The sequence below is a fragment of the Streptomyces sp. NPDC107498 genome (assembly GCF_055582805.1).
Map to the genome: position 1 here is coordinate 36,221 of NZ_JBVJPE010000011.1, position 22,722 is coordinate 58,942.

The following is a 22,722-nucleotide window of genomic DNA, read 5'->3' on the forward strand; positions in this document are numbered from 1 at the left end:
GACGCCCTGCCGCATCCCCTCTCCCGCCCCGCTACGCGCCGCTCCGCGTGTCGTCGGGAGCGGGCAGGAAGCCCGTCTTCCCGAAGTACGTCAGATAGCGGAGCAGCACCTCGTCCGTCAGGGGCGGCAGGGCGACCCCGAGGTCCGCGAGGGCCGTGGCCGAGGCGCGGGAGTCGAAGCGCCGGGGAGCGCCGTGCGCGGTGGGGTGGCCGGCGCCGAGGAACAGCTGGGCGGCGTTGTCGTGACGGGCCGCCACGAGGGACGTCCACTCCTGCGCCGACACCGTCCTGAGCGCGTACCCCATGCTCTGCGCCACGGCGAACACCCGGTCCAGGCCCGGCGCGTCCGGATGGGTCAGGTGGTACGCGTCCGGCCCCCGGCCCGTCCCGGCCGGGACGGTCGTCGCCAGGGCCACCACCGCGGCGCTGACGTAGTCCACCGGCACCCAGTCCGTCGAGCCGGGCGGCAGGTCCGGCACCGCCTCCGCCTGGAGGCAGCCCTTGATCAGACGCCACAGCAGGTCACGGTCCTGGCAGGCCCCGGTGGCCGTGTCGCCGCTGATCCGGGCGGGGCGGTGGACGGTCACCGGCAGGCCCCGTTCCCGCGCCAGCCCCACCAGGCCCTCGGCCACCCATTTGCTCCGCGCGTACCCGTCCGGGAGGCGGTCCGCCGGCCCGGTGGGCGTCGACTCGGTGACGGTGGCCGGGACGTCGGCCGGCGCGTACACGCTCGTCGTCGACACGTAGTGCAGGCCCGGGGCGTCGGAGTCGGCGAGCAGGCGCAGCAGTTCCTCGGTGCCGGAGACGTTGGCCGCCCGCAGGTCGCCGTACCCGGCGGCGAAGTTGACCGAGGCGCCGTTGTGCAGCACCGGGCCGAGGCGGCGCACCAGGGCGGACCGGACCTCCGGTGCGAGCCCGAGGCCGGGGGCCGCCAGATCGCCGGGCACGGGCCGGACCAGGTGCTCGTAGCGCTCCCGCCACAGTCCGTACCGTTCCAGGTTGGCTCGCAGCCGCTCTCCCGCCTCCCGCTCGCCGGTGGCGCGGACCAGGCAGTCGACCGGGCCGTCCGTCGCCTCGATGAGGTCGCGCAGGAGGAAGGCCCCGAGGAAGCCGGACGCTCCGGTCAGCAGCGGCCGGGGGGACGGCCGGGACGGCCGTCGGGTGGCGCCCGCCCCGCCTGTGGCACGGCCGGCGCCGGTGATGTCGGCGGCGAGCCGCACCTCGGCCGCCAGATCCACCGGTTCCGGCGCGGCCGCCGCGGCGTCCGCCGGAGCGGCCAGCAGCGCGGCCACGCCCTCGGGCGTCGGGGCGGCGAACAGGGCCCGCAGCGACAGGCGCCTACCGCACCGCTCCTCGATCCGCTGCGCGAGCGTCACGGCGAGCAGCGAGTGTCCGCCGAGTGCGAAGAAGTCGTCGGTGACGCCCACGCGCGCCGCCCCCAGCGTTTCCGCGAACACGGCGCACACCTGCCGTTCGCGCGCCGTGCGCGGCTCGCGGCCGCCGGCGTCCGGGCCGGTGCCGGGGACGGTGCCCGGTGCGGGCAGGGCCCGGCGGTCGGTCTTGCCGTTGGGGGTCAACGGCAGGGCGGCGAGCGGCACGTGGGCGGAGGGCACCATGTGCGCGGGCAGTACGGCGGCGAGCCGGGAGCGCACCTCGGCGCCGTCCGGGCCCGCCGTGCCGGGTGCCGCCACCGTGTACGCGACCAGCCTCCGGTCGCCCGGCCGGTCCTCCCGGACCGTCGCGCAGGCCGCCGCCACCCCGGGCAGCGCGGTCAGCGCCGCCTCGACCTCCCCCAGCTCGATCCGGAAGCCGCGCAGCTTGACCTGGTCGTCCGCCCGGCCGACGTACTCGAGCTGTCCGCCACGGGTCCACCGGACCAGGTCGCCGGTGCGGTACATGCGGCTGCCGGCCGGGTCGGCGGGGTCGGCCACGAACCGGGACGCCGTCAGCCCCGGTCGGCCGTGATAGCCGCGGGCCACTCCCTCGCCCGAGACGTACAACTCGCCGGTCACGCCGGGCGGGACGGGCCGCAGCCGGTCGTCGAGGACGCGGACCCGGGTGCCGTCGACGGGCGCCCCGATGGGGACGGTACGGTCCGGCGCGTGGGGTCCCCGCGCGGACAGGAAGCCGCTCATCGTGGCGCACACGGTGGTCTCCGTCGGCCCGTAGGCGTTGACCAGGAAGCGGTCCTCCGCCCACGTGCGCACCAGTGCCGGCGGGCACGCCTCGCCCGCCAGCACGATCGTGGTCCCGGCGGGCAGCGAGTCCGGCGGCATCACGGCCAGGGCGGCGGGCGGCAGGGTCAGGTGCGTGATGGCGTGCTCGCGGACCCGTGCGGCGAGTGCCGGGCCGGGCAGCAGCGCGTCGCGCTCGTCGATCTCCAGGCAGGCCCCTGACAGGAGGGCCATGCACAGCTCCCAGAAGGCCGCGTCGAAGCTGATCGACGCCAGGTGCAGCACCCGGCTCTCCGGCGTGACGCGCAGCCGCCGTGCCTGCGTTCCGGCCATCGCCTCCACACCGCGGTGGGTGACGACGACGCCCTTGGGCCGGCCGGTGGAGCCCGAGGTGTAGATGACGTATGCGGGGTGGGCCGGGTCCGGGGTCGCGCCGCGACGCTCGCCGTCCGGTCCGCTCGGCCGGCCGTCGGCCGTGGTCGGCGTCGGGGATCCGTCGCCCTCCTCGTCCGCTCCGGGGTACAGATGCGGCACGGGTGTCCCCGGCAGCGCGGCGTGCAGGCGGGGGGTGGTCAGGAGCAGGCGGGGCGCGGCGTCGGTGAGCATGTGGGCCAGGCGCTCCGCCGGGTAGTCCGGGTCCAGCGGCAGGTAGGCCGCTCCCGCCTTCATCACCGCGAGCAGGGCGACGACCAGCTCGCGGTCGCGCGGCAGCGCCACGGCGACCCGGTCCTCGGGTCCGATGCCGCGCGCGGCCAGCCGGCGGGCTAGGGCGTCGGCGCGGGCGTCCAGCTCGCGGTAGGTCAGTGTCGTCGTGGCGTCGCGGACGGCGGGGGCGTCGGGGGCGCGCCGCGCCTGGCGCGCGAAGAGCTCCGGCAGGCTGCGCCCCGGCGTTTCCCGCACCGGGCCGGTCTCCCACCGGGCGAGCCGCGTGCGCTCTTCGGCGCCGACGACGTCGTAGGCGTGGAGCGGCAGTCCGGGATCGGCGACGACGGCGCCGAGCAGCCGTCGCAGCCGCTCCGCCAGGGCCCGTACGGTCTCCGCGTCGAACAGCTCCGTCGCGTAGTCGACCGAGGCGTGCAGGACGTCGGGCGTTCCGTCGGGGGTGTACGACTCGGCGAAGGTGAACGACAGGTCGAACTTGCTGACCCCGAGGTCGGCGGGAAGCGCGTGCGCGGTGAGTCCCGGGAGGTCGACGGGCGCGGCCGGGGTGTGGTTCTGGAGCACCAGCATGGTCTGGAAGAGCGGGTGGTGGTGCTGTGACCGTGCCGGGTTGAGGAGTTCCACCAGGCGCTCGAAGGGCACGTCCTGGTGAGCGTACGCGCCCAGGTCGAAGTCGCGGACGCGCTCGAGGAGTTCGGTGAAGGTCGGGTCGCCGCTGAGGTCGGTCCGCAGCACCAGGGTGTTCACGAAGAAGCCGACCAGGTCGGTCGTGGCCTCGTCGGTGCGGCCCGCGACGGCGGTGCCCAGCGGGATGTCGTCGCCGGCGCCGTGCCGGGAGAGCAGCAGCGACAGCGCGGCCTGCAGCACCATGAAGACGCTGCACCCCTGGGCCCGGGCGAGGCCGATGATCCCGCGGGCGGTCGCCGCGTCCAGCGTGAAGGAGTGGGTGGCGCCGTGGTGCCGGGGCACCGCGGGCCGGGGTCGGTCCCGGGGCAGCTCGATCTGCTCCGGTATCCCGAGCAACGCCTTTTGCCAGAAGGAGAGTTGCTGCGCCATCAGGCTGTCGGGGTCGTGCTCGTCGCCGAGCAGCTCGTGCTGCCACAGGGTGTAGTCGCCGTAGTCGGCCGGCAGGGGCGCCCAGGTGGGCGCCGTGCCGGTGACGCGGGCCCGGTAGGCGGCCCCGAGGTCGCGGGCGAGCGGTGCCAGCGAGGAGCCGTCGGCGGCGATGTGGTGCACGACGAGGACGAGGACGTGGGACGCGTCGTCGATTCGCAGCAGCGTCGCCCGCAGCGGCAGCGTCCGCTCGATGTCGAGGGGGTCGGCGGCTGCGGCGGCGATGCGGTCCGCCAGCTTGTCCTCGTCGACGGTGTCGAGGAGGAACGGCGGGCGCGCCTCCCCGGCCGCGAGGACCTGCTGCACCGGGCCTTCGGCGTCGGCCGGGAAGACGGTGCGCAGCGCCGCGTGGCGGTCGACGACGTCGGTGAGGGCCCGCCGCAGGGCCTCCGGGTCGAGGGGTCCGTCAAGCCGCACCGCGAAGGGGATGTTGTAGGTCGCGGACGGGCCGTCGAGCCGGTGCAGGAACCACAGGCGGCGCTGGGCGTACGACAGCGGCAGCGCGTCCGGGCGGCGCCGGGGTGCCAGGGGCGGCCGGGCCGGCCGCTCCGCTCCTTCGAGCGCGGCGGCGAGCGCGGCGACCGTCGGGTTCTCGAACAGGGTGCGGATCTCCACCTCCGTGTCCAGGAGCGCCCGGATCCGTCCCACCAGCAGGGTCGCCAGCAGGGAGTGCCCGCCCAGGGCGAAGAAACTGTCGTCGGCGGTGACCTGCGGCACGCCGAGGACATCGGCGAACAGGCCCGCGAGGATCTCCTCGCGGGCCCCGCGCGGCGCCCGGCCCCGTGCGCCGGAGGGCGCTTCGGGCACCGGCAGCGCCGTCCGGTCCAGCTTGCCGTTCGGCGTCAACGGCAGCGCCGCCAGCGGCTGTACGACCTGGGGAACCATGTACGCGGGGAGCCGGCGGCCCACGTGCGCGGTGAGGACGCCCGGGTCGGCCGTGCGGCCGGCGGCCGGTACGACGTAGGCCGTGAGCGTCCGGTCGCCGGGCAGGTCCTCGCGGACCAGGACGCAGGCGGCCCGCACCGACGGGTGGTCGCGCAGCACCGCCTCGATCTCGCCGGGCTCGATGCGGTGGCCCCGCAGCTTGATCTGCTGGTCGGCGCGCGCCACGTACACCAGGCGCCCGTCGCCGTTCCAGCGCACCAGGTCGCCGGTCCGGTACATCCGCCCGCCGGAGGGGTCGGTGGGGTCGGCGACGAACCTGGTCGCCGTCAGCCCCGGCCGGCCCAGGTATCCGCGCGCCACTCCCGGTCCGGCCAGGTACAACTCCCCTTCGGCTCCCACCGGTACGGGGCGCAGCGCGGCGTCCAGGACGAGGGCGCGCGTACCGTCGAGCGGGCGGCCAATCGGCGGCACCCCGCCCGGGACGTCGTCCGGCCGCACCCGGTGGAGGGTGGCGAAGGTGGTGGTCTCGGTGGGTCCGTACGCGTTGAGCACCCGGGTGTCCGGGCAGGTGGCCGCAAGGCGTTGCAGCACGCCGGGAGCGGCGGCCTCGCCGCCCGCGGCGGCCAGCCGCAGTGCGCCCAGGGCGCCGGGATCGGTCTCGGCGAACACGTTGAACAGGGCCGTGGTGAGGAACGCCGCCGTCACGCCCTCGCGGTCCACCAGGTCCCGGAGCACCGCCGGCTGCAACGTCCCCTCCGGCGCCACCACGATCCGCCCACCGCGCAGCAGCGGCACCCACATCTCGAAAGTGGCGGCGTCGAAGACGTACGCCGAGTGCAGCAGCACCACGTCCGCGACACCGCCGTCCCACGTCCGGTCCGCCGCGAGTGCCGCCACGTCGCGGTGGCAGACGCCGACGGCCTTGGGCAGCCCGGTCGATCCGGAGGTGAACATCACGTACGCGAGACGGGCGCCGCCGGCGGGCGCGGGCAGCGCACCCGGAGCGGCCGCACCGTCCCGGACCCGCCCCGCGCCGTCCACGGTCACCACCCGCACCTCGGTCCCCAGCTCCCGCAGCCACGGATGCGTCCGGGTGGCCTCATCGACGATCAGCAGCCGTGGCGCGGCGACGGCGGCCACCCGGGCCAGCCGCTCGGCGGGCCAGCGGGGGTCGAGCGGCACGTAGGCGGCGCCGGCCCGCAGCACCCCCAGTGCGGCGGTGACCTGGGCGGCCGAGCGGCCCAGGAGGATGCCCACGCCTTCCTCGGCGGCCACGCCGAGGCCGGTCAGGGTGCCGGCCACCGCGTCGGCGAGGCGGCAGAGCTCCGCGTACGTCAGCCGCTCGGCGCCGCCGGACACCGCCACCGCGTCCGGGTGCCCGGCGGCCTGCCGGGCGACGGCCGCCGCCAGGTCGGTGGTGGACCAGGCGGGCGGGAGTTCGGCGCCACGCCCGTGTGTCAGGAGCTCCTGCCGTTCCCCGTCCAGCAGTACCGACAGGCCGTCCGCCGGCCGGTCCAGGCCGCCCTCGGACAGGGTGACCAGCAGCCGGCGCAGCCGTTCGACGGTACGGGCCACCTCGGTCCGGTCCAGTACGGCGGTCCGGAAGCCGAACGTGACCCGTAGCCGGTCGCCGGGGGCGACGGTCAGGGTGAGCGGGTAGTGCGCCGCGTCCGTCCCCTCGACTCCGGTGACGGTGAGACCGGGCAGTCCTTGCCGGGCGGTGTTCAGGGCCTCCGCGTCCAGCGGGTAGTTCTCGAACACGAGCAGGCTGTCGAAGAGTTCGTCCAGGTCGGTGACCTTGCGCAGCTCGGTCAGCCCCACGAACTGGCTGCCGAGCAGCCGCCCCTGTTCGTCCTGGAGCCGGGCCAGCAGCTCCCCCGTGGCCTCGCCGGGCAGCGTCCTGACCCGGACCGGGACGGTGTTGATGAACAGGCCCACCATCGACTCGGCTCCGGGCAGCTCCGGCGGGCGGCCGGACACGGTCGTGCCGAACACCACGTCGGCGCGTCCGGTGAGCCGGGCGAGGAGCAGCCCCCAGGCTCCCTGCAGCAGGGTGTTCAGGGTGAGCCGGTGGTCGCGGGCGGTGGCCCGTAACCGCCGGGTGACGGCCTCGTCCAGCTCCAGGACCAGCGTCTCCGGCAGCGCGGCGCCCCCGGGCCGCGAGTCCTCCGCGTCCCCTCGCCCGGCGGGGTCCTGCGGGTCCGGCCGGGCGGCCACCGGCCCGCCGCGCCCGGCGAGCAGCGTCGGCGCCTCCACCCCGGCGAGGGCGGTGCGCCAGACGTCCAGCGCGGCCGGCCGGTCCTGTCCGGCCAGCCAGGCCAGATAGTCGCGGTACGGGGTGACCCTGGGCAGGGCGGCGTCGTCGCCGCGGTGGGCGTACAGCGTGAACAGCTCACGTACCAGCAGCGGCATCGACCAGCCGTCGAGCAGGATGTGATGGCACGTCATCACCAGCCGGTACCGGGCCGGGCCGGTGCGCAGCAGGGCGAAGCGCATCAGCGGCGGCGTGGTCAGGTCGAAGCGCCGCAGGCGGTCCTCGGCGAGGAAGTCCTGGAGCCGGTCCTCGGCCGTGCGGGCGCCGGGGGTGAGGTCGGTGCCGGTGCCGGACGGCAGGGTCAGGTCGTGCTCCGCCAGCGGCACGGACACCTCGGCGGCCACCACCTGCACCGGTTGGTCCAGCTCCTCGTGGAGGAAACCGGCCCGCAGGTTGGCGTGCCGGTGCAGCAGGGCCGCCACGGCCGCGCGCAGGGCCGGCAGGTCCACGGTGCCTTCGAGCGCGAAGACGAACTGCGTGGTGTAGACGTCCACAACCGCGGAGTCGTACAGGGCGTGGAAGAGCATGCCCTCCTGCAGCGGCGTCAGCGGCAGTACGTCCTCCAGCTGGAACCCGGTCACTTGCGTCCACCCCACTTGTTCTTCAGTCGGTCGATCTGGGTCTGGTCGAGGGAGACCAGGGGAAGGTCGGACGGCGTCCAGCCGCCCGCGTCGGGCTGTTCGGCGTGTTCGGCGATCGCCCGCAGGGCCCGGCCGAACGCCTCGGCGAGCGCCGTGACCTCCGTCTCGGGGAGCAGTTCCGCGGGCCAGGTCCAGCGCGTCACGAGGCACGGTCCGCCGGGCCGGTCCTCCGTGTGGGCGTTGACGTCGAGGACGTGGTGGACGGGCGCGCCGGGGTCCTGGACGGCGGGCGCCCCGCCGTCCAGCAGCACCTCCCAGTCGCCCGCGTCGCCACCGGGGCCGCCGTCCGGGCCGGCGTGCCGTGCGGGGGCGGCGTACCGCCCCAGGTAGTTGAAGCCGATCTCGGGGGGTGCGGCCTCCTGGAGACGGACGCGGGCCACGGGGTCGAGCCACCGCAGCACCCCGTAGCCGATGCCGTGGTCCGGCACCGCCCGCAGCTGCTCCTTGACCCGCTTGACGGCCCGGTCCACCAGCCCTCCGTCGAAGCGGCCGGGGTCCCGCGGGTCGAGCGGCCCGGGGTCCAGCAGCACCGGATACAGGCTGGTGAACCAGCCGACCGTCCGGGACAGGTCGACGTTCCCGGCGATCTGCTCGCGGCCGTGGCTCTCCAGGTCGATCCGCACTCCGGCGTCCTCGGGGCCGGGCGTGCCGAGTGCCCCGGCGGGTCGGTCGCGCCGGCTGCGGACGGCCAGGGCCAGCGCGGTGAGCAGGACGTCGTCCACTCCGGCGTGGAAGGCCTGGGGGGCGGTGGTGAGCAGTGGCTGGGTCCAGGTGGCGTCCAGGCGGGTGGTGAGGGTGCGACAGCGGCCGGCGGTGTCCCGTTCCGGGTCGAGCGGCCGGCGACCGAGCGGTGGCACCGTGCCCGCCGACATGTCCTCCCACAGCGGCAGTTCGGCCGCGCGGGCGCCGTCCCGGCCCTGCGTGGCGAGGAGCCTCGCCCAGCCCCGGTAGGAGGTGTGGACCGGCGGCAGGGCGGGGGCGGCACGGTCCGTGCCGGCGGATCGTGAGCCGGTCGTGGCGCTCCAGGCCGTCGCCAGGTCCTCGGCGAGGATCCGCCAGGACACGGCGTCGACCGCGAGGTGGTGGACGAGCAGCAGCAGCCGTCCGCGGGCCCGCGGGCCGGCGTCCGCCCACACGGCCTCGAGCACCCGGCCGTGCGCGGGCCGCAGCCGGCCCCGTGCCCGCTCCCCCGCCTCGGCGAGGGCGGCCCGGACGCGTTCCTCGTCCAGTCCGGCGACGTCGATCCGCGTGAAGCGCGCACGGACGTCCACCGCGCCCCGCGGCAGCGTTTCCGGCAGCGCCTCGCCGCCCACCGCGCGGCCGACGCGCAGCCGCAGCGTGTCGTGGTGGTCGACGAGCAACTGGAGCGCGGCAACGAGGTCGTCCTGCGCGGCGCCGAGGGGCGTGCGCAGCACTCCGGACTGGTGGTAGCCGTCGGTGGGACCGGGCCGGTCGAGGAACCAGGCCGCGATGGGGGTGAGCGGCAGGGTGCCCACGCCGTCGTCGGCCGGTGCGGCGGCCTGGCCGTCGAGCTCGGTGGCCGCCGCGGCCACCGCCTCGGGCGTACGGTGCAGGAAGACGTCCTTGGGGGTGATGCCGAGGCCCCTCTCGCGCGCCCGGCTGACCAGTTGGATGGACAGGATGCTGTCGCCGCCGAGCGCGAAGAAGTCGTCGTCGCGCCGGGCCGCCGGGCCGCGCAGCACGGCCCCGTACAGGTCGCACAGGATCCGCTCCCGTGCCGTGCGCGGCGTCCCGTCCCCCGCACGGCCGCCCTCCGGACCGGCCGGGGCGGGCAGGGCCCGCCGGTCCGTCTTGCCGTTGGGCAGCAGCGGCAGCGCGTCCAGGCGGACGAAGACGGCGGGCACCATGAAGACGGGCAGCAGCGCCGTCAGCCGTTCGCGCAGCGTGGCGTCGTCCGCCGTGGCGGCGCCGTCGGGGCCGGCCGCGAGGTAGGCGACGAGCCGCTGCTCGCCCGGGCGGTCCTCGCGGACGAGGACACAGGCGGCGCCGACGCCGTCGAGGCCGGCGAGCGCGGCCTCGATCTCGCCCGGCTCGATGCGCAGACCGTGCAGCTTGACCTGGTCGTCGGCGCGGGCCACGTACCGCAGCAGCCCGTCGGCCCGCTGCCGGACGAGGTCGCCCGTACGGTACATGCGCGCGCCGGCGGGTCCGAAGGGGTCGGCGACGAACCGGCCGGCCGTGAGCCCGGGGAGGTTCAGATAGCCGCGGGCCAGGCCCTCCCCCGCCAGGTACAGCTCACCCGTCACGCCCGGCGGCACGGGCCGGAGCGCCGTGTCGAGGACGTAGGCGCGGAGGTTGTCGACGGTCCGGCCGATCGGCACGGATGCGTCGCCGGCGGACGCGCCCGCGCCGTCGGGGCCGCACACGCGGTGGCCGGTGGCGTCGATGGTCGCCTCGGTCGGCCCGTACAGGTTGTGCACCTCCACGCCCCATGCGCGGGCGGCCCGTTCGGCCAGCGCGGCGGTGAGCGGCTCGCCGCCGCACAGGACGGCGCGCAGCTCGGCCGGCGGCTCCTGGCCCTCGGTCTCGGTGAGGACGAGGGAGAGCAGCGACGGTACGAACTGGGCGACGGTCACTCCCGCCTGCCGCATCCGGGCCAGCAGCTCCGCCGGGTTCTGGTGGAGGGCCGGCGGTACGGGGCAGGTGGTGCCGCCGTGCAGCAGTGGCAGCCAGGTCTCCCACACGGAGGCGTCGAAGCTCGGCGAGGTGCGGGCCAGGATCCGGTCCGCACCGGTGAGCGCGAGGTGGTCCGCCAGCCAGGCCATGTGGTTGGTGAGGGCGGCATGGGTGACGACGACGCCCTTCGGGCGGCCGGTGGAGCCGGAGGTGTGGAGCACGTACGCGGCGTCGAGGGGGCGCGGGCCGTCCGCGGCGGTCACGGCGCCGGCCGCCTCGACCACCACGCCGGCGGGCGCCGTCCCCTTCACCGGCTCCCCGGCCGCTCCGACGAGGAGCACCGGGACCGCCGGCTCCGGCAAGGTGAGCGGGCGCGCCTCGGGCGCGACCAGCAGGACGGGGCGGGCGTCGGCCAGGACGAGGGCGAGGCGGGCCGCCGGATATTCCGGGTCGACCGGGAGCCAGGCCGCCCCCGCCTTGGCCACGGCCAGCATCGCCACGACCTGGGCGGCGGTGCCCGGCAGCGCGAGGGCCACCACGTCCCCGCGTCCCACGGCGCGGGCCCGCAGCTCACGGGCCAGCCCGTCGGACAGCCGGTCGAGTTCCGCGAAGGTCAGGTCCCGCTCGGCCGTCCGGACGGCGACGACGTCGGGGGTGCGGTCGCGCTGCGCGCGGAACGCCTCGGGCAGGGTCCGGGCGGGCAGCGGCCGTTCGGGGCCGTGGCCGGCCCGGAGCAGCGCCGTCCGCTCGTCGGCCGTCAGGACCGGCACGTCCCGGACGCGCCGGCCGGGGTCGGCGGCGAGCGTGCCGAGCAGCCGGCCCAGCCGCGCCGCCAGTGCCTGCGCGGTGGCGGGGTGGAACAGGTCGGTGGAGAACTCGAGGACGCCGTCGAGGCCGTCGGGCCGTCCCGTCCCGTCCCGGCGCTCCGTGAACGTGAACGTGAGGTCGAACTTGCTGATGCCGGTGCGCACCGGCACGTCGCGGACGGTGAGGCCGGGCAGCTCGACGGACGCCTCGGCCTGGTTCTGGAGCACCAGCATGGTCTGGAACAGCGGGTGGCGGTTCTGCACCCGGGCCGGGTCCAGCGCGTCGACCAGCCGCTCGAACGGCACGTCCTGGTGCGCGTACGCCGCCAGGTCGAAGTCCCGCACGCGGTCGAGGACCTCGGTGAAGGCGGGGTTTCCGCTCAGATCGGTGCGCAGGACCAGGGTGTTGACGAAGAAGCCGACCAGGTCGTCCAGGGCCTCGTCGGTGCGGCCCGCGACGGGCGTGCCGAGCGGGATGTCCTCGCCCGCGCCGTGCGCGGCCAGCAGCACCGCCAGCCCGGCCTGCAGCACCATGAAGAGGCTGCACCCGCGGGCCCGGGCCAGATCGGCCAGCGCCCGGTGCGTGTCGGCGTCCACCGGGAAGGCGAAGGCGTCGCCCCGGTGGGTGGCGACCGCGGGCCGCGGCCGGTCCCACGGCAGGTCCAGCAGATCGGGCAGTCCGTCGAGGGCGGTCTTCCAGAAGTCCAGCTGCCGGGCCGCCGTACCGGCCGGATCGTCCTCGTCGCCGAGGAGCGCGCGCTGCCACAGGGTGTAGTCCGCGTACTGGACGGGAAGGGCGGTCCACCCGGGCTCCTCGCCGGCCGTCCGCGCCCGGTAGGCCTGGCCGAGGTCGCGGGCGAGCGGCGCCAGCGACCAGCCGTCGCCCGCGATGTGGTGCACGAGCAGCATCAGGACGTGGGACTCGGGTGCGAGGCGCAGCAGCCGGGCCCGTACGGGCCGTTCGGTGCTCACGTCGAAGGCGTACGCGGTCTCGGCGGTCAGCACGGCGTCGAGGCGGTCCGGTGTGACGTCCCGCGGCGTGAGGTCGAGGTCGGCGCCCGCCGTGTCCAGCACCAGCTGCCGGGGCACGCCCCCGCTGTCGGGGAACACGGTGCGCAGGCTTTCGTGGCGCTCCACCACGTCCGCGAGGGCGCGGGCGAGGGCCTCGGTGTCGAGCGGGCCGTCCAGCCGCAGCACCAGCGGGACGTTGTACGTGGCCGAGGGCCCTTCGAAGCGGTTGAGGAACCACAGGCGCTGCTGCGCCGGGGACGGCGGCAGCGGATCGGGCCGCCGTTCCACCCGCGTCGGCCGGGGCCGGGCGGTCCCGGCTCCCTCCAGCGCGGCCGCGAGCGCGGCCGGGGTCGGGTGCTCGAAGACGAGCCGGACCTCCGCCTCCACGCCGAGGGCGGTGCGCAGCCGGGCCGCGAGCCGGGTGGCGAGCAGGGAGTGTCCGCCCAGCGCGAAGAAGTCGTCGTCCGGGTCCACGCTCGCCCGGCCGAGGAGACCGGCGAACAGGCCGCAGACGATCTCCTCGCGGGCGGTGCGCGGGGCCCGGCCGGACCCCGGGGCGTCGTACGCGGGCAGCGGCAGCGCCGCGCGGTCCACCTTTCCGTTCGGGTTCAGCGGCAGCGCCTCCAGCGGCACCACCGCGGTGGGCACCATGTAGGCGGGGAGCACCCGTCCGACGGTGCGGGCCAGTTCGGCGGGATCGGGGCGGGCGCCGGCGTTCGGCACCACGTACGCGACGAGCCTCCGGTCGCCGGGCACGTCCTCGCGCACCAGGGCGAAGGCGTCCGCCACTCCGGCGCAGCCCGCGAGGACGCTCTCGATCTCGCCGAGTTCGATGCGGTAGCCGCGCAGTTTGACCTGTCCGTCGGCGCGTCCGACGTAGGCGAGGTGTCCGTGGGGCGTCCACCGCACGAGGTCGCCGGTGCGGTACATCCGCCCACCGGCCGGATCGGACGGATCGGCGACGAACCGCGCGGCGGTCGCTCCGGGGTGCCCCGTGTAGCCGCGGGCGACGCCGCGCCCCGCCAGGTAGAGCTCTCCGACCACTCCGGGCGGCACCGGGTTCAGCGCCCCGTCGAGGACCTGGACCCGCATGCCGTCGAGGGGGCGGCCGATCGGCGGCGGGCCGGCCGGGAGCTCGGCGGTGACGAGGTGGCGGGTGGCGAAGGTGGTGGTCTCGGTGGGGCCGTAGACGTGCAGGACCTGCGTGCCGGGTGCGTGGGCGGCGACCCGCTGCATGGCGTCGGGCGAGGCGAGTTCGCCGCCCGCGCACACCAGGCGCAGCCCGGCGTAGGCGTCCGCTCCGGTCTCGGCGATCACGTTGAACAGGGCGGTCGTCAGGAACACGGCGGTCACCCCGTGCCGGCGGACGGCCTCTTCGAGGGTGTGGGCCTCCAGCACCCCGTCGGGGGCGACGACGACACGTCCGCCGCCCAGCAGCGGTGCCCACACCTCGAAGGTGGAGGCGTCGAAGACGTACGCGGAGTGCAGGAGCACCGCGTCGACCGCGCCGTCCGCCCAGGCGGAGTCCGCCGCGAGGGCGGCCACGTCGGCGTGGCTGACGCCCACGCCCTTGGGCAGGCCGGTGGAGCCCGAGGTGAACATGATGTACGCGAGGGAGTCCGGACCGGGCACGCGGTCGACGGCGGACGGGCCGGACCGCACCGGGCGGCCGGGGCCGACGGCCCCGCCGGAGGAGGTCTCCGCGCGGCCGGGTCCGCCGGCCGTGCCCGCGTCCTCGCCGTCGTCCGCTCCCGCCGGCATCTGCCGCAGCAGCCGCCCGAGACGGTCCACGACCAGGACGGGGATCCGTCCGGCCCGTTCGGTGACCCAGGGGGTGGTGAGGGCGGCCTCGTCGACGACCAGCATGCGGGGGTCCGCCACGGCGGCGACCCGGTCCAGCCGTTCCGCGGGCCAGCGCGGGTCGAGCGGCACATAGGCGGCTGCCGCGCGCACGGTGCCGAGGGAGGCGGTGACCACCGCGGGGGCCCGGCTCAGCAGGACCCCGACGGCGCGTTCGGGTCCGGCGCCGAGACCGGCGAGGGCCTCGGCGAGGCCGGCGGAGAGACGGTCGAGCTCCGCGTACGACAGGTCCGTGCCACCGTCGGTGACGGCCACCGCGTCCGGGGCGCGTCCGACCTGCCGGGCGAAGAGCGCGGGCAGCGTGCGGTCCTCGGCGTCCCCGTCCGCCGGCAGGGGCCGGCCCGCGCCCCAGCGCCGTACGAGGGCGTGTTCGCCGGCTGTCAGCAGATCGTGGCCGCCCACGGGCCGGTCGGGCTCGGCGGCCACCCGGTCGAGCAGCCGGAGGAGCCGGGCCGCGAGGGCCTCGACGGTGCCGCGGTCGAACAGCGCGGTGGCGTACTCGATGCCGGCGGACAGGCCACCGCCGGCCCGGTCCTCGGTGAAGGCGAAGGTCAGGTCGAACTTGCTCAGTCCGTTGTGCACGAGCCGGTCCTCGACGTCGAGGCCCGGCAGGTCGGGGCGGGCGGGCTCCTGGTTCTGCAGCACCACCATGGTCTGGAACAGCGGGTGGTGGTCCCGGGCCCGGGACGGGTTCAGGACCTCCACCAGCCGTTCGAAGGGCACGTCCTGGTGGGCGTAGGCAGCGAGGTCGAAGTCCCTCACCCGGTCCAGCAGTTCGCGGAAGGTCGGGTTGCCGGAGAGGTCGGTGCGCAGCACGAGCGTGTTGACGAAGAAGCCGACCAGGTCCTCCAGCGCCTCATCCGTGCGGCCGGCGACGGGCGTGCCCAGCGGGATGTCGTCGCCGGCGCCGTGCCGGTGCAGCAGGGCGGCCACGGCCGCCTGGAGGACCATGAACAGACTGCTGCCGGACGCGCGGGCCAGCTCCACGAGCCGGGTGTGCAGGGCCGGCGGCAGGTCGAAGGGGACCACCGCGCCGCGCGGGTCGGTGACGGCCGGGCGCGGCCGGTCCAGCGGCAGGTCGATCAGACCGGGCAGTCCGGCGAGCGCGGTGCGCCAGTGGTCCAGCTGCTCGCGCACCAGGCCGCCCTTTTCACCGTCCTCGCCGAGGAGCGCGTGCTGCCACAGGGCGTAGTCGGCGTACTGGAGACCACCGCCCGCCGCGGGAGCCCGCCCGGCCAGCCGGGCCCGGTAGGCGTCGCCGAGGTGCCGGGCCAGCGGCCCGAGGGACCAGCCGTCCCCGGCGACGTGGTGGAGCACCAGGACCAGGACGTGGTGTTCGGGGGCGCACCGCAGCAGCCGGGTCCGCAGCGGCGGATCGGTGAGCACGTCGAACGGCTTGCGGACCTCGGCCAGGACGGCGGCCTCCAGATCCGCCGGCGCGGTGCTCTCGACGGCCGGGCGGGGCGCGGCGGCCGCCGTGGGCAGCACGACCTGGTGCGGGACGCCGTCGCGCTCGGGGAACACGGTGCGCAGGGCCTCGTGCCGCTCCACGACGTCCGCCAGTGCGGCGACCAGGACGTCCGGCTTCAGCGGTCCGCGCAGTTCGAGGACGAGCGGGATGTTGTACGAGGAGCTCGGCCCTTCCAGCCGGTTGAGGAACCACAGGCGCTGCTGCGCGAAGGACAGCGGCAGCGGATCGGGCCGCCGGGCGGCACGGGTCACCGGGGGCCGCGTCCGGGCCGCGGGATCCAGCGCCCGCGCGAGTCCGGCGGGGGTCGGGTGCTCGAAGAGGGTCCGTACGGAGAGGTCGGTGCCCAGCACGGCGCGGACGCGGCTGATCACGCGCATGGCGAGCAGCGAGTGGCCGCCCAGGTCGAAGAAACTGTCGTGCGGGCCGACCTCGCCGAGGTCCAGGACGTCGGCGAGGATCCCGGCGACGACCTCCTCCCGGGCGCCGAGCGGCGCGGCCGCGCCGCGCACCGGACCGGCGCCGGTCGCCGGCGCGGGCAGGGCGCGCCGGTCCACCTTGCCGTTGGGCAGCAGCGGGAGGGCGTCGAGGACGACGACCGCGTCGGGCACGAGGTGGTGCGGGAGCGTGCGCGCGAGCGCGTCCCGCAGCGCGGCGCTGACGGGCGCGGGCTCCTCGGAAGCGCCGGCCCCGGGCGCACGTGACGCGGCCGCGCCGGACACGGGTCCGCCCGTGACCGCGTACGCGACGAGCCGGCGCCGTTCGGGCGCGTCCTCGCGGACCACGGCGCACGCCGCCGTGACGCCCGGCAGGGCCCGGAGCGCCGCCGCCACCTCACCGGGTTCGACGCGGAAGCCACGGAGCTTGACCTGGTCGTCGGCCCGGGCGACGTGGGTGAGCAGTCCGTCGCGGTCCTGGCGGACCAGGTCGCCGGTGCGGTACATGCGGGTGCCGGGCGCCTCGAACGGGTCGGCGACGAAGCGCTCGGCGGTGAGGCCGGGGCGGTCGAGGTAGCCGTGGGCCAGGTTGGCTCCCGACAGGTACAGCTCGCCCGTCACGCCCGGCGGCACGGGCCTCAGCCGGTCGTCGAGGACGTAGACGCGCATGCCGTCGACGGGCCGGCCGATCGGCGCGGAACCGCCGCTGCCGGCCGCGGCCTCGTCTTCGGGCCCGCGCACCCGGTGGGCCGTCGCGTCGATGGTGGCCTCGGTGGGCCCGTACAGGTTGTGGACCTCGGCGTGCCACCGTACGGCCGCCTCGTCGGCGAGATCGCGCGGCAGCGCCTCGCCTCCGCACAGGACGGCGCGGAGGGCGGCCGGCGGGGCGGCGTCCGCCTCCTCGGCGAGGACGAGCGCCAGGTGCGAGGGGACGAACTGGGCGACCGTGACGTCGAAGCGGCGCATCCAGGACACCAGGGCGCGTGGATCGCGGTTGGCGTCGGGCGGCAGCACACAGACCTGGGCGCCGCGGGTCAGGGGCAGCCACCACTCCCACACCGAGGCGTCGAAGCTGGTCGACGTCCGCGCCAGCACCCGGTCCTCGGAGGTGAGGTCCAGGTGGCGGGCCAGCCAGTCCGTGTGCCCGGCCAGGGCGCCGTGCGGGACCACCACGCCCTTGGGGCGGCCGGTGGACCCGGAGGTGTAGACGACGTACGCGGCCTCCGCGGGAAGCGGCGTCCGGTGGCTGGTGTCCGCGGCCCCGGTCCGGGTGCCGGCCGGCGTCTGCGGGAGGGCGGCGTCGACGGCGAGCCGGGGGACGCCCGCGTCGGGCAGGGTGTCGGGGGCGCCTGCGCCGGTCAGCAGCAGGACCGGCCGCGCGTCTTCGAGCATCTGCCGGACGCGGGCGGGCGGGTAGCCGGGGTCGACCGGGACGTAGGCGGCGCCGGCCCGCAGCACCGCGAGGAAGGCGACCGCGGTGTCGACCGATGCGGGCACCGCCAGTGCCACCCGGGTGTCCGGGCCGGCACCGCGCGCCCGCAGGACGGCCGCCAGGGCGTCGGCGCGGGCGTCGAGACCGGCGTACGTGAGGGCGGTCCGTCCGTCGCGTACGGCCACCGCGTCGGGCGTGCGGGCGGCCCACTCCCGTACCGCTTCGGAGACGGGAGGGACCGGCCGCGTGAGCGGGGCACCGCGGCCGCCGTCCAGCGCCTCCGTCCGCTCGGCGGGCGTGAGGGCGTCGAGGTCGCCGATGTGCCGGTCGGGTGCGTCGACGGCCCGCGCGAGGATCCGGGCGAACCGCTCGGCCAGGGCGCGGGCGGTCGCCTCGTCGAACAGGTCGGTGGCGTACTCCAGATGACCGCCCAGCCGGACGTCACCGCTCCGCTCGCCGTCCCCGGAGCCGGATCCGGTCCCGGCTCCGGAGCCGGTCCCCGACCTGTCCGGGACCTCGATCAGCGAGAACGTGAGGTCGAACTTGCTGATCCCGGTGTGCCGGGACCGGTCCCGGACGGTGATGCCGGGCAGGGCGAGCTCCGCCCGCGCCTGGTTCTGCACCACCAGCATGGTCTGGAACAGCGGATGGTGGCCGCCGGACCGCTCGGGGTTCAGCTCCTCCACCAGCCGTTCGAACGGCAGGTCGGCGTGGTCGAAGGCCGCCAGGTCGAAGGCGGCGACCCGGGCGAGCAGGTCGCGGAAGGTGGGGTCGCCCGACAGGTCCGTGCGGAGCACCACCGTGTTGACGAAGAAGCCGACGAGATCGTCCAGGGCCTCGTCGGTCCGGCCTGCCACAGCGGTGCCCAACGGGATGTCGTCGCCGGCCCCGTGCGTCCGGAGGGTCACCGCCAGGGCGGCCTGGAGCACCATGAACGGGGTGCACCCCGCGTCCCGGGCCAGCCGTCGCAGACGCCCGTAGGTGTCGCCGTCCAGTGCGAAGGGAACGGCGGCGCCGCGGTGGCTGGGCGCCGCCGGACGCGGCCGGTCGTACGGCAGGTCGAGCCGGTCCGGAACGCCGTGCAGCGCCTTCCTCCAGTGGTCGAGTCGGCGCGCCTCGAGACCGTCCGGCGCGTCGCCGTCGCCGTCGCCGTCGCCGAGCAGTTCCCGCTGCCACAGCGTGTAGTCGGCGTACTGGACGCGCAGTTCGGGCCAGTCGGGCGCGTCGCCGGTCGTCCGGGCGCGGTAGGCGGCGCCGAGGTCGCGGCAGAGCGGGGCGAGCGACCAGCCGTCGGCGGCCACGTGGTGCAGCACGAGGACCAGGACGTGCCGGTCCGGGCCGGTCACGAGCAGGCGCGCGCGGACGGCGACGTCGGTGGCGAGGTCGAAGGGCGCGGCGGCCAGCTCTCGCACCGTGCGCTCCGCCCACGCCGCGGCCGGCTCTCCGGCCGGCGGCCGTTCGACCGGCAGGGGGACGAGGGAGCCGGCCGCCGTGGCGGGATGGATCACCTGGTGGGGCACGCCGTCGTGGTCGGCGAGCACCGTGCGCAGGCTCTCGTGGCGGGCCACCACGTCCGCCAGGGCGCCGCGCAACGCTTCGGTGTCCAGGGGTCCTTCGAGATCGAGGACGAGCGGCACGTTGTAGGCGTCGCTCGCTTCCTCGGTCCGGTTGAGGAACCACAGCCGGCGCTGGGCGAAGGACGTCGGAACGGGGTCGGGCCGGTGGCGTGGCAGGACGGGCGGCCGGGCGGTCCCGGCGGCGGCGAGGGCGCCGGCGAGGGAGGCGACGGTGGGGTGCTCGAACAGCTCCCGCAGTCCGAGCTCCCCGCCGGTGGCGGTCCGGACGCGGGCGAGGAGGCGGGCGGCGAGCAGCGAGTGCCCGCCGAGGGCGAAGAAGTCGTCGTCGACGCCCACCTCCGGCACTGCGAGGACGTCGGCGAAGAGGCCCGCGAGGAGTTCCTCGTGCGGGGTGCGCGGCGGCCGGGTGTCGGTGACGCGGATCCGGGGCGCGGGCAGCGCCGCCCGGTCCACTTTGCCGTTGGCGTTCAACGGCAGGGAGTCGAGGACGACGAACGCGGACGGCAGCATGTACGCGGGCAGGGTGCGGCCCAAGCGCCGGGCGAGGGCGGCCTCGTCCGGGCGGGCGCCGGCCGCCGGCACGACGTAGGCGACCAGTCGGCGGTCGCCCGGGACGTCCTCGCGCACCAGCACCCGGGCGTCGCGGACGGCGGGGTCGCCGAGGAGCACGTTCTCGGTCTCGGCCGGTTCGATGCGGAAGCCGCGGAGCTTGATCTGCCCGTCGGCGCGTCCGACGTACTCGATGTCGCCGTCCGCCGTCCAGCGCACCAGGTCGCCGGTGCGGTACATCCGGCCGCCGGCCGGATCGTAGGGGTCCGCGACGAAGCGGGACGCGGTCGCCGCCGGGCGGCCCTGGTAGCCGCGGGCCACACCGGCACCGCTCACGTACAGCTCGCCCACCGCGCCGGGCGGCACGAGGGCGAGGGAGGCGTCGAGCACGTACAGTCGGGTGCCGTCGAGCGGCCGGCCGACGGGCGGGACGCCGCCGGCTCCGGCGGGAACGGGGTACCGGGCGGCGAACGTGGTGGTCTCGGTGGGGCCGTAGACGTGCAGGACGCGGGTGCCGGGCGCGCCGGCCGCGACGCGGCCCATGAGGCCCGGGGCCGCCGCCTCGCCGCCCGCCGCGACCAGGCGCAGTCCGGCGCAGGCCGCCGGGTCGGTCTCGGCCAGGAGGTTGAACAGGGCGGTGGTCAGGAACAGCGCCGTGACGCCTTCGCGGGCCGTGACCTCCCGAAGCGTGTGCGCCTCCAGGACTCCCGGGGGTGCCACGACCACCCGGCCGCCGCGCAGGAGCGGTACCCAGATCTCAAAGGTGGAGGCGTCGAACACGTACGCCGAGTGCATCAGGACCGCGTCGCAGGCCCCGTCGGACCAGGAGCTGTCGGCCGCGAGTGCCAGCACGTCGGCGTGCCGGACGCCGACGCCCTTCGGCAGACCCATAGAACCTGAGGTGAACATGACATATGCAAGCCGGTCGGAGTGGACGGCCGCGGGCAGGACGCCCGGCCGGCCGGGACCGCCGCGCACGATCGTGCCCCGCGCGTCGACCACCAGCACCGGCAGTGTGGCGGCCGCCCGCTCGACCCAGGCCGTCGCGGCGGTCTCCTCGTCGACGACCAGGGCGCGCACCCGGGCGATGCCGGCCACGCGGTCGAGCCGTTCCGCCGGCCAAGAGACGTCCATCGGCACGTACGCGGCGCCCGCGCCCACGATGCCGAGCGAGGCCACCACCACGGCTGCCGAACGCCCGATGAGCACCCCCACCCCGCCCTCCGGGGCGAGGCCCCAGCCGGCCAGGGCGCGGCTCAGGTCCTCGGCGGCGCCCGCGAGCCGGTGGTACGAGAGGGTGGCGCCCGCGGCGACGACAGCGGGCGCGTCGGGCGTGCGGCACGCCTGGGCGGCGAACGCCTCCGGCAGGCTCGTCGCGGTCGCGCCCCTGGGCAGAACGGTTCCGCGGCCCTGGTCGAGCAGCGCCTCGGCGGCGTCCGGCCCGAGGGAGCGCACGGCGCTCAGCGGGGTGTCGGGGGCGGCGGCCGAAAGGGCCGCCAGGAAGGACACCGCCGCCTGCTGGTACAGCCGCACGTCGTCCGGGTGGTAGAGCTCGGGATTGGTGTCGAAGCCGACCAACGGCCCCGTCCCCTCGGCCCGTTCGGAGACGAAGAGGGACACGTCGTCGGCGGGGCCGATGGACAGCAGCCGCGAGGTCGCGGGGCTGCCGGCGAAGTCCAGGCCGTAGTCGTAGCCCATGACGTTGACGACGACGTCGGTCAGCCGCGGCGCGTCGCCGGCCCGCTTCAGCTCGCGGGCCAGCTGCTCCCGGGAGAACCTGCGGTGCCGCAGGGCTCCGCGCATCTCGGTGGCGACCGCCCTGACGAGTTCGGCGACGGACGTGGCGGGGTCGACGGTCAGCCGCAGCGGCAGGATCGCGGACGTCATGCCGACGATGTGCTGGAGCGCCCCGGGGCGGCCGTGCGAGGCCAGCCCTATGCAGACCTCGCGACGGCCGGTGACGCGGGCCGTGTGGGCGGCGACCGCCGCGACGAGGACGGCGCTCCAGGTGGTACGGGCGGCCGCGCCGAGCCGCCGCAGACCGTCGAGGACGCCGAGGGGAAGGGTCTCGCCGGTGTGCAGGGCGAGATCGCCTGCGGTCGGGCGCGCGCCGGGCGCAGGGGCGTCGGTCCGCCGCCGCACGAGCGCTCCGGCTCCGCTCGCGGCGGGGCCGTCGCCGTGGTCGGAGGTCAGGTCGGCGAACCGTCCGGTCCAGTGGGCGCGGTCGGCTTCGAGCCGGTCGGATGCGCGGTAGGCCGCCTCGTCGGCGACGAGGTCGCGCAGCGGGCCGGTGGGCGGGGCCACGGCCGCCAGGTCCTCGCCGCGCGTCGCCCGCGCGTAGAGGTCCGTGACGGTCCGGGCGAAGAGGGCTCCGCCGAGACCGTCGACGGCTATGTGGTGGTAGCGGACGTACCAGTAGTGCAGGCGGGGACCGAGTCGCAGCAGGGCGAAGTGGTGCCGGGGGGCGTTGAGCCGGTCCACGGTGGCCATGTCGTCCGCCATGTACCGCTCCGCCGCGGCGACGGGGTCGTCGGTGCCCGTGAGATCGACCCGGTGCAGCCGGTCCCGCACGGTGGCCGGACGGTCGACGCGCTGGCGGACCGTCCCGTCCACGGTCACGAAGACGGTGTGGAGGCTGTCGCAGAGATGAACCGCCCGATTGAGGGCGACGGCGAATAAGCTCTCGTCGAGCCCGCCACGTATCTCCAAGCATTCCCCGATGTTGTATTTCGGACTTTCCGGATCCATCAGCTGCCCGTACCACACACCCTGTTGCGCGGTGGTCAGTTCGAGAAGTTCCGTGGAATTCGAGTCCGGGCGGGGGAGGTTTTCCTGCATGCAGGTCCACACCTTTGGGGAGAGATTTAGGGGACGGTGAGGGAAAGAAGGCGCGAAGGGAGCGCGAACAGCCGCGCGCGGGAGGCGCGGGCAGTCCGGAACGGCGGCGCGGAGCGGGAAACGGGCGCGCGAGCGGGAGCGGGCACGTCCGTGCAAGCGCGGGGCGAAACGCGCCGGGCGCGTCGTCGACGCGTGGGGAGGGCACGGGTGGAGGCGCCCGTCGGCGGCGGCACAGCCGCCGCGCGAGCCGTTGCGAGCGCTCACCGGCCGACGCGGACCGATCCGCCCTCGTACGGAGTCGGCGCCGGGAGTCGCCGTGGG

Annotated in this window: 2 protein-coding genes; both read right to left on the reverse strand. The window is 76.2% G+C overall.

Annotation, left to right across the window (positions count from 1 at the left end; translation table 11 throughout):
• Positions 1-31: 31 nt before the first annotated feature.
• Positions 32-7,726, reverse strand: coding sequence for an amino acid adenylation domain-containing protein (locus tag ACZ66Z_RS20315; protein ID WP_469935793.1), 7,695 nt, complete (start codon positions 7,724-7,726; stop codon positions 32-34).
• Positions 7,723-22,401 (reverse strand): amino acid adenylation domain-containing protein, encoded by a 14,679-nt coding sequence (locus ACZ66Z_RS20320; protein ID WP_469935795.1) that lies wholly within the window; start codon positions 22,399-22,401, stop codon positions 7,723-7,725. The genes ACZ66Z_RS20315 and ACZ66Z_RS20320 overlap by 4 nt, the downstream gene beginning before the upstream one ends.
• Positions 22,402-22,722 lie beyond the last annotated feature (321 nt).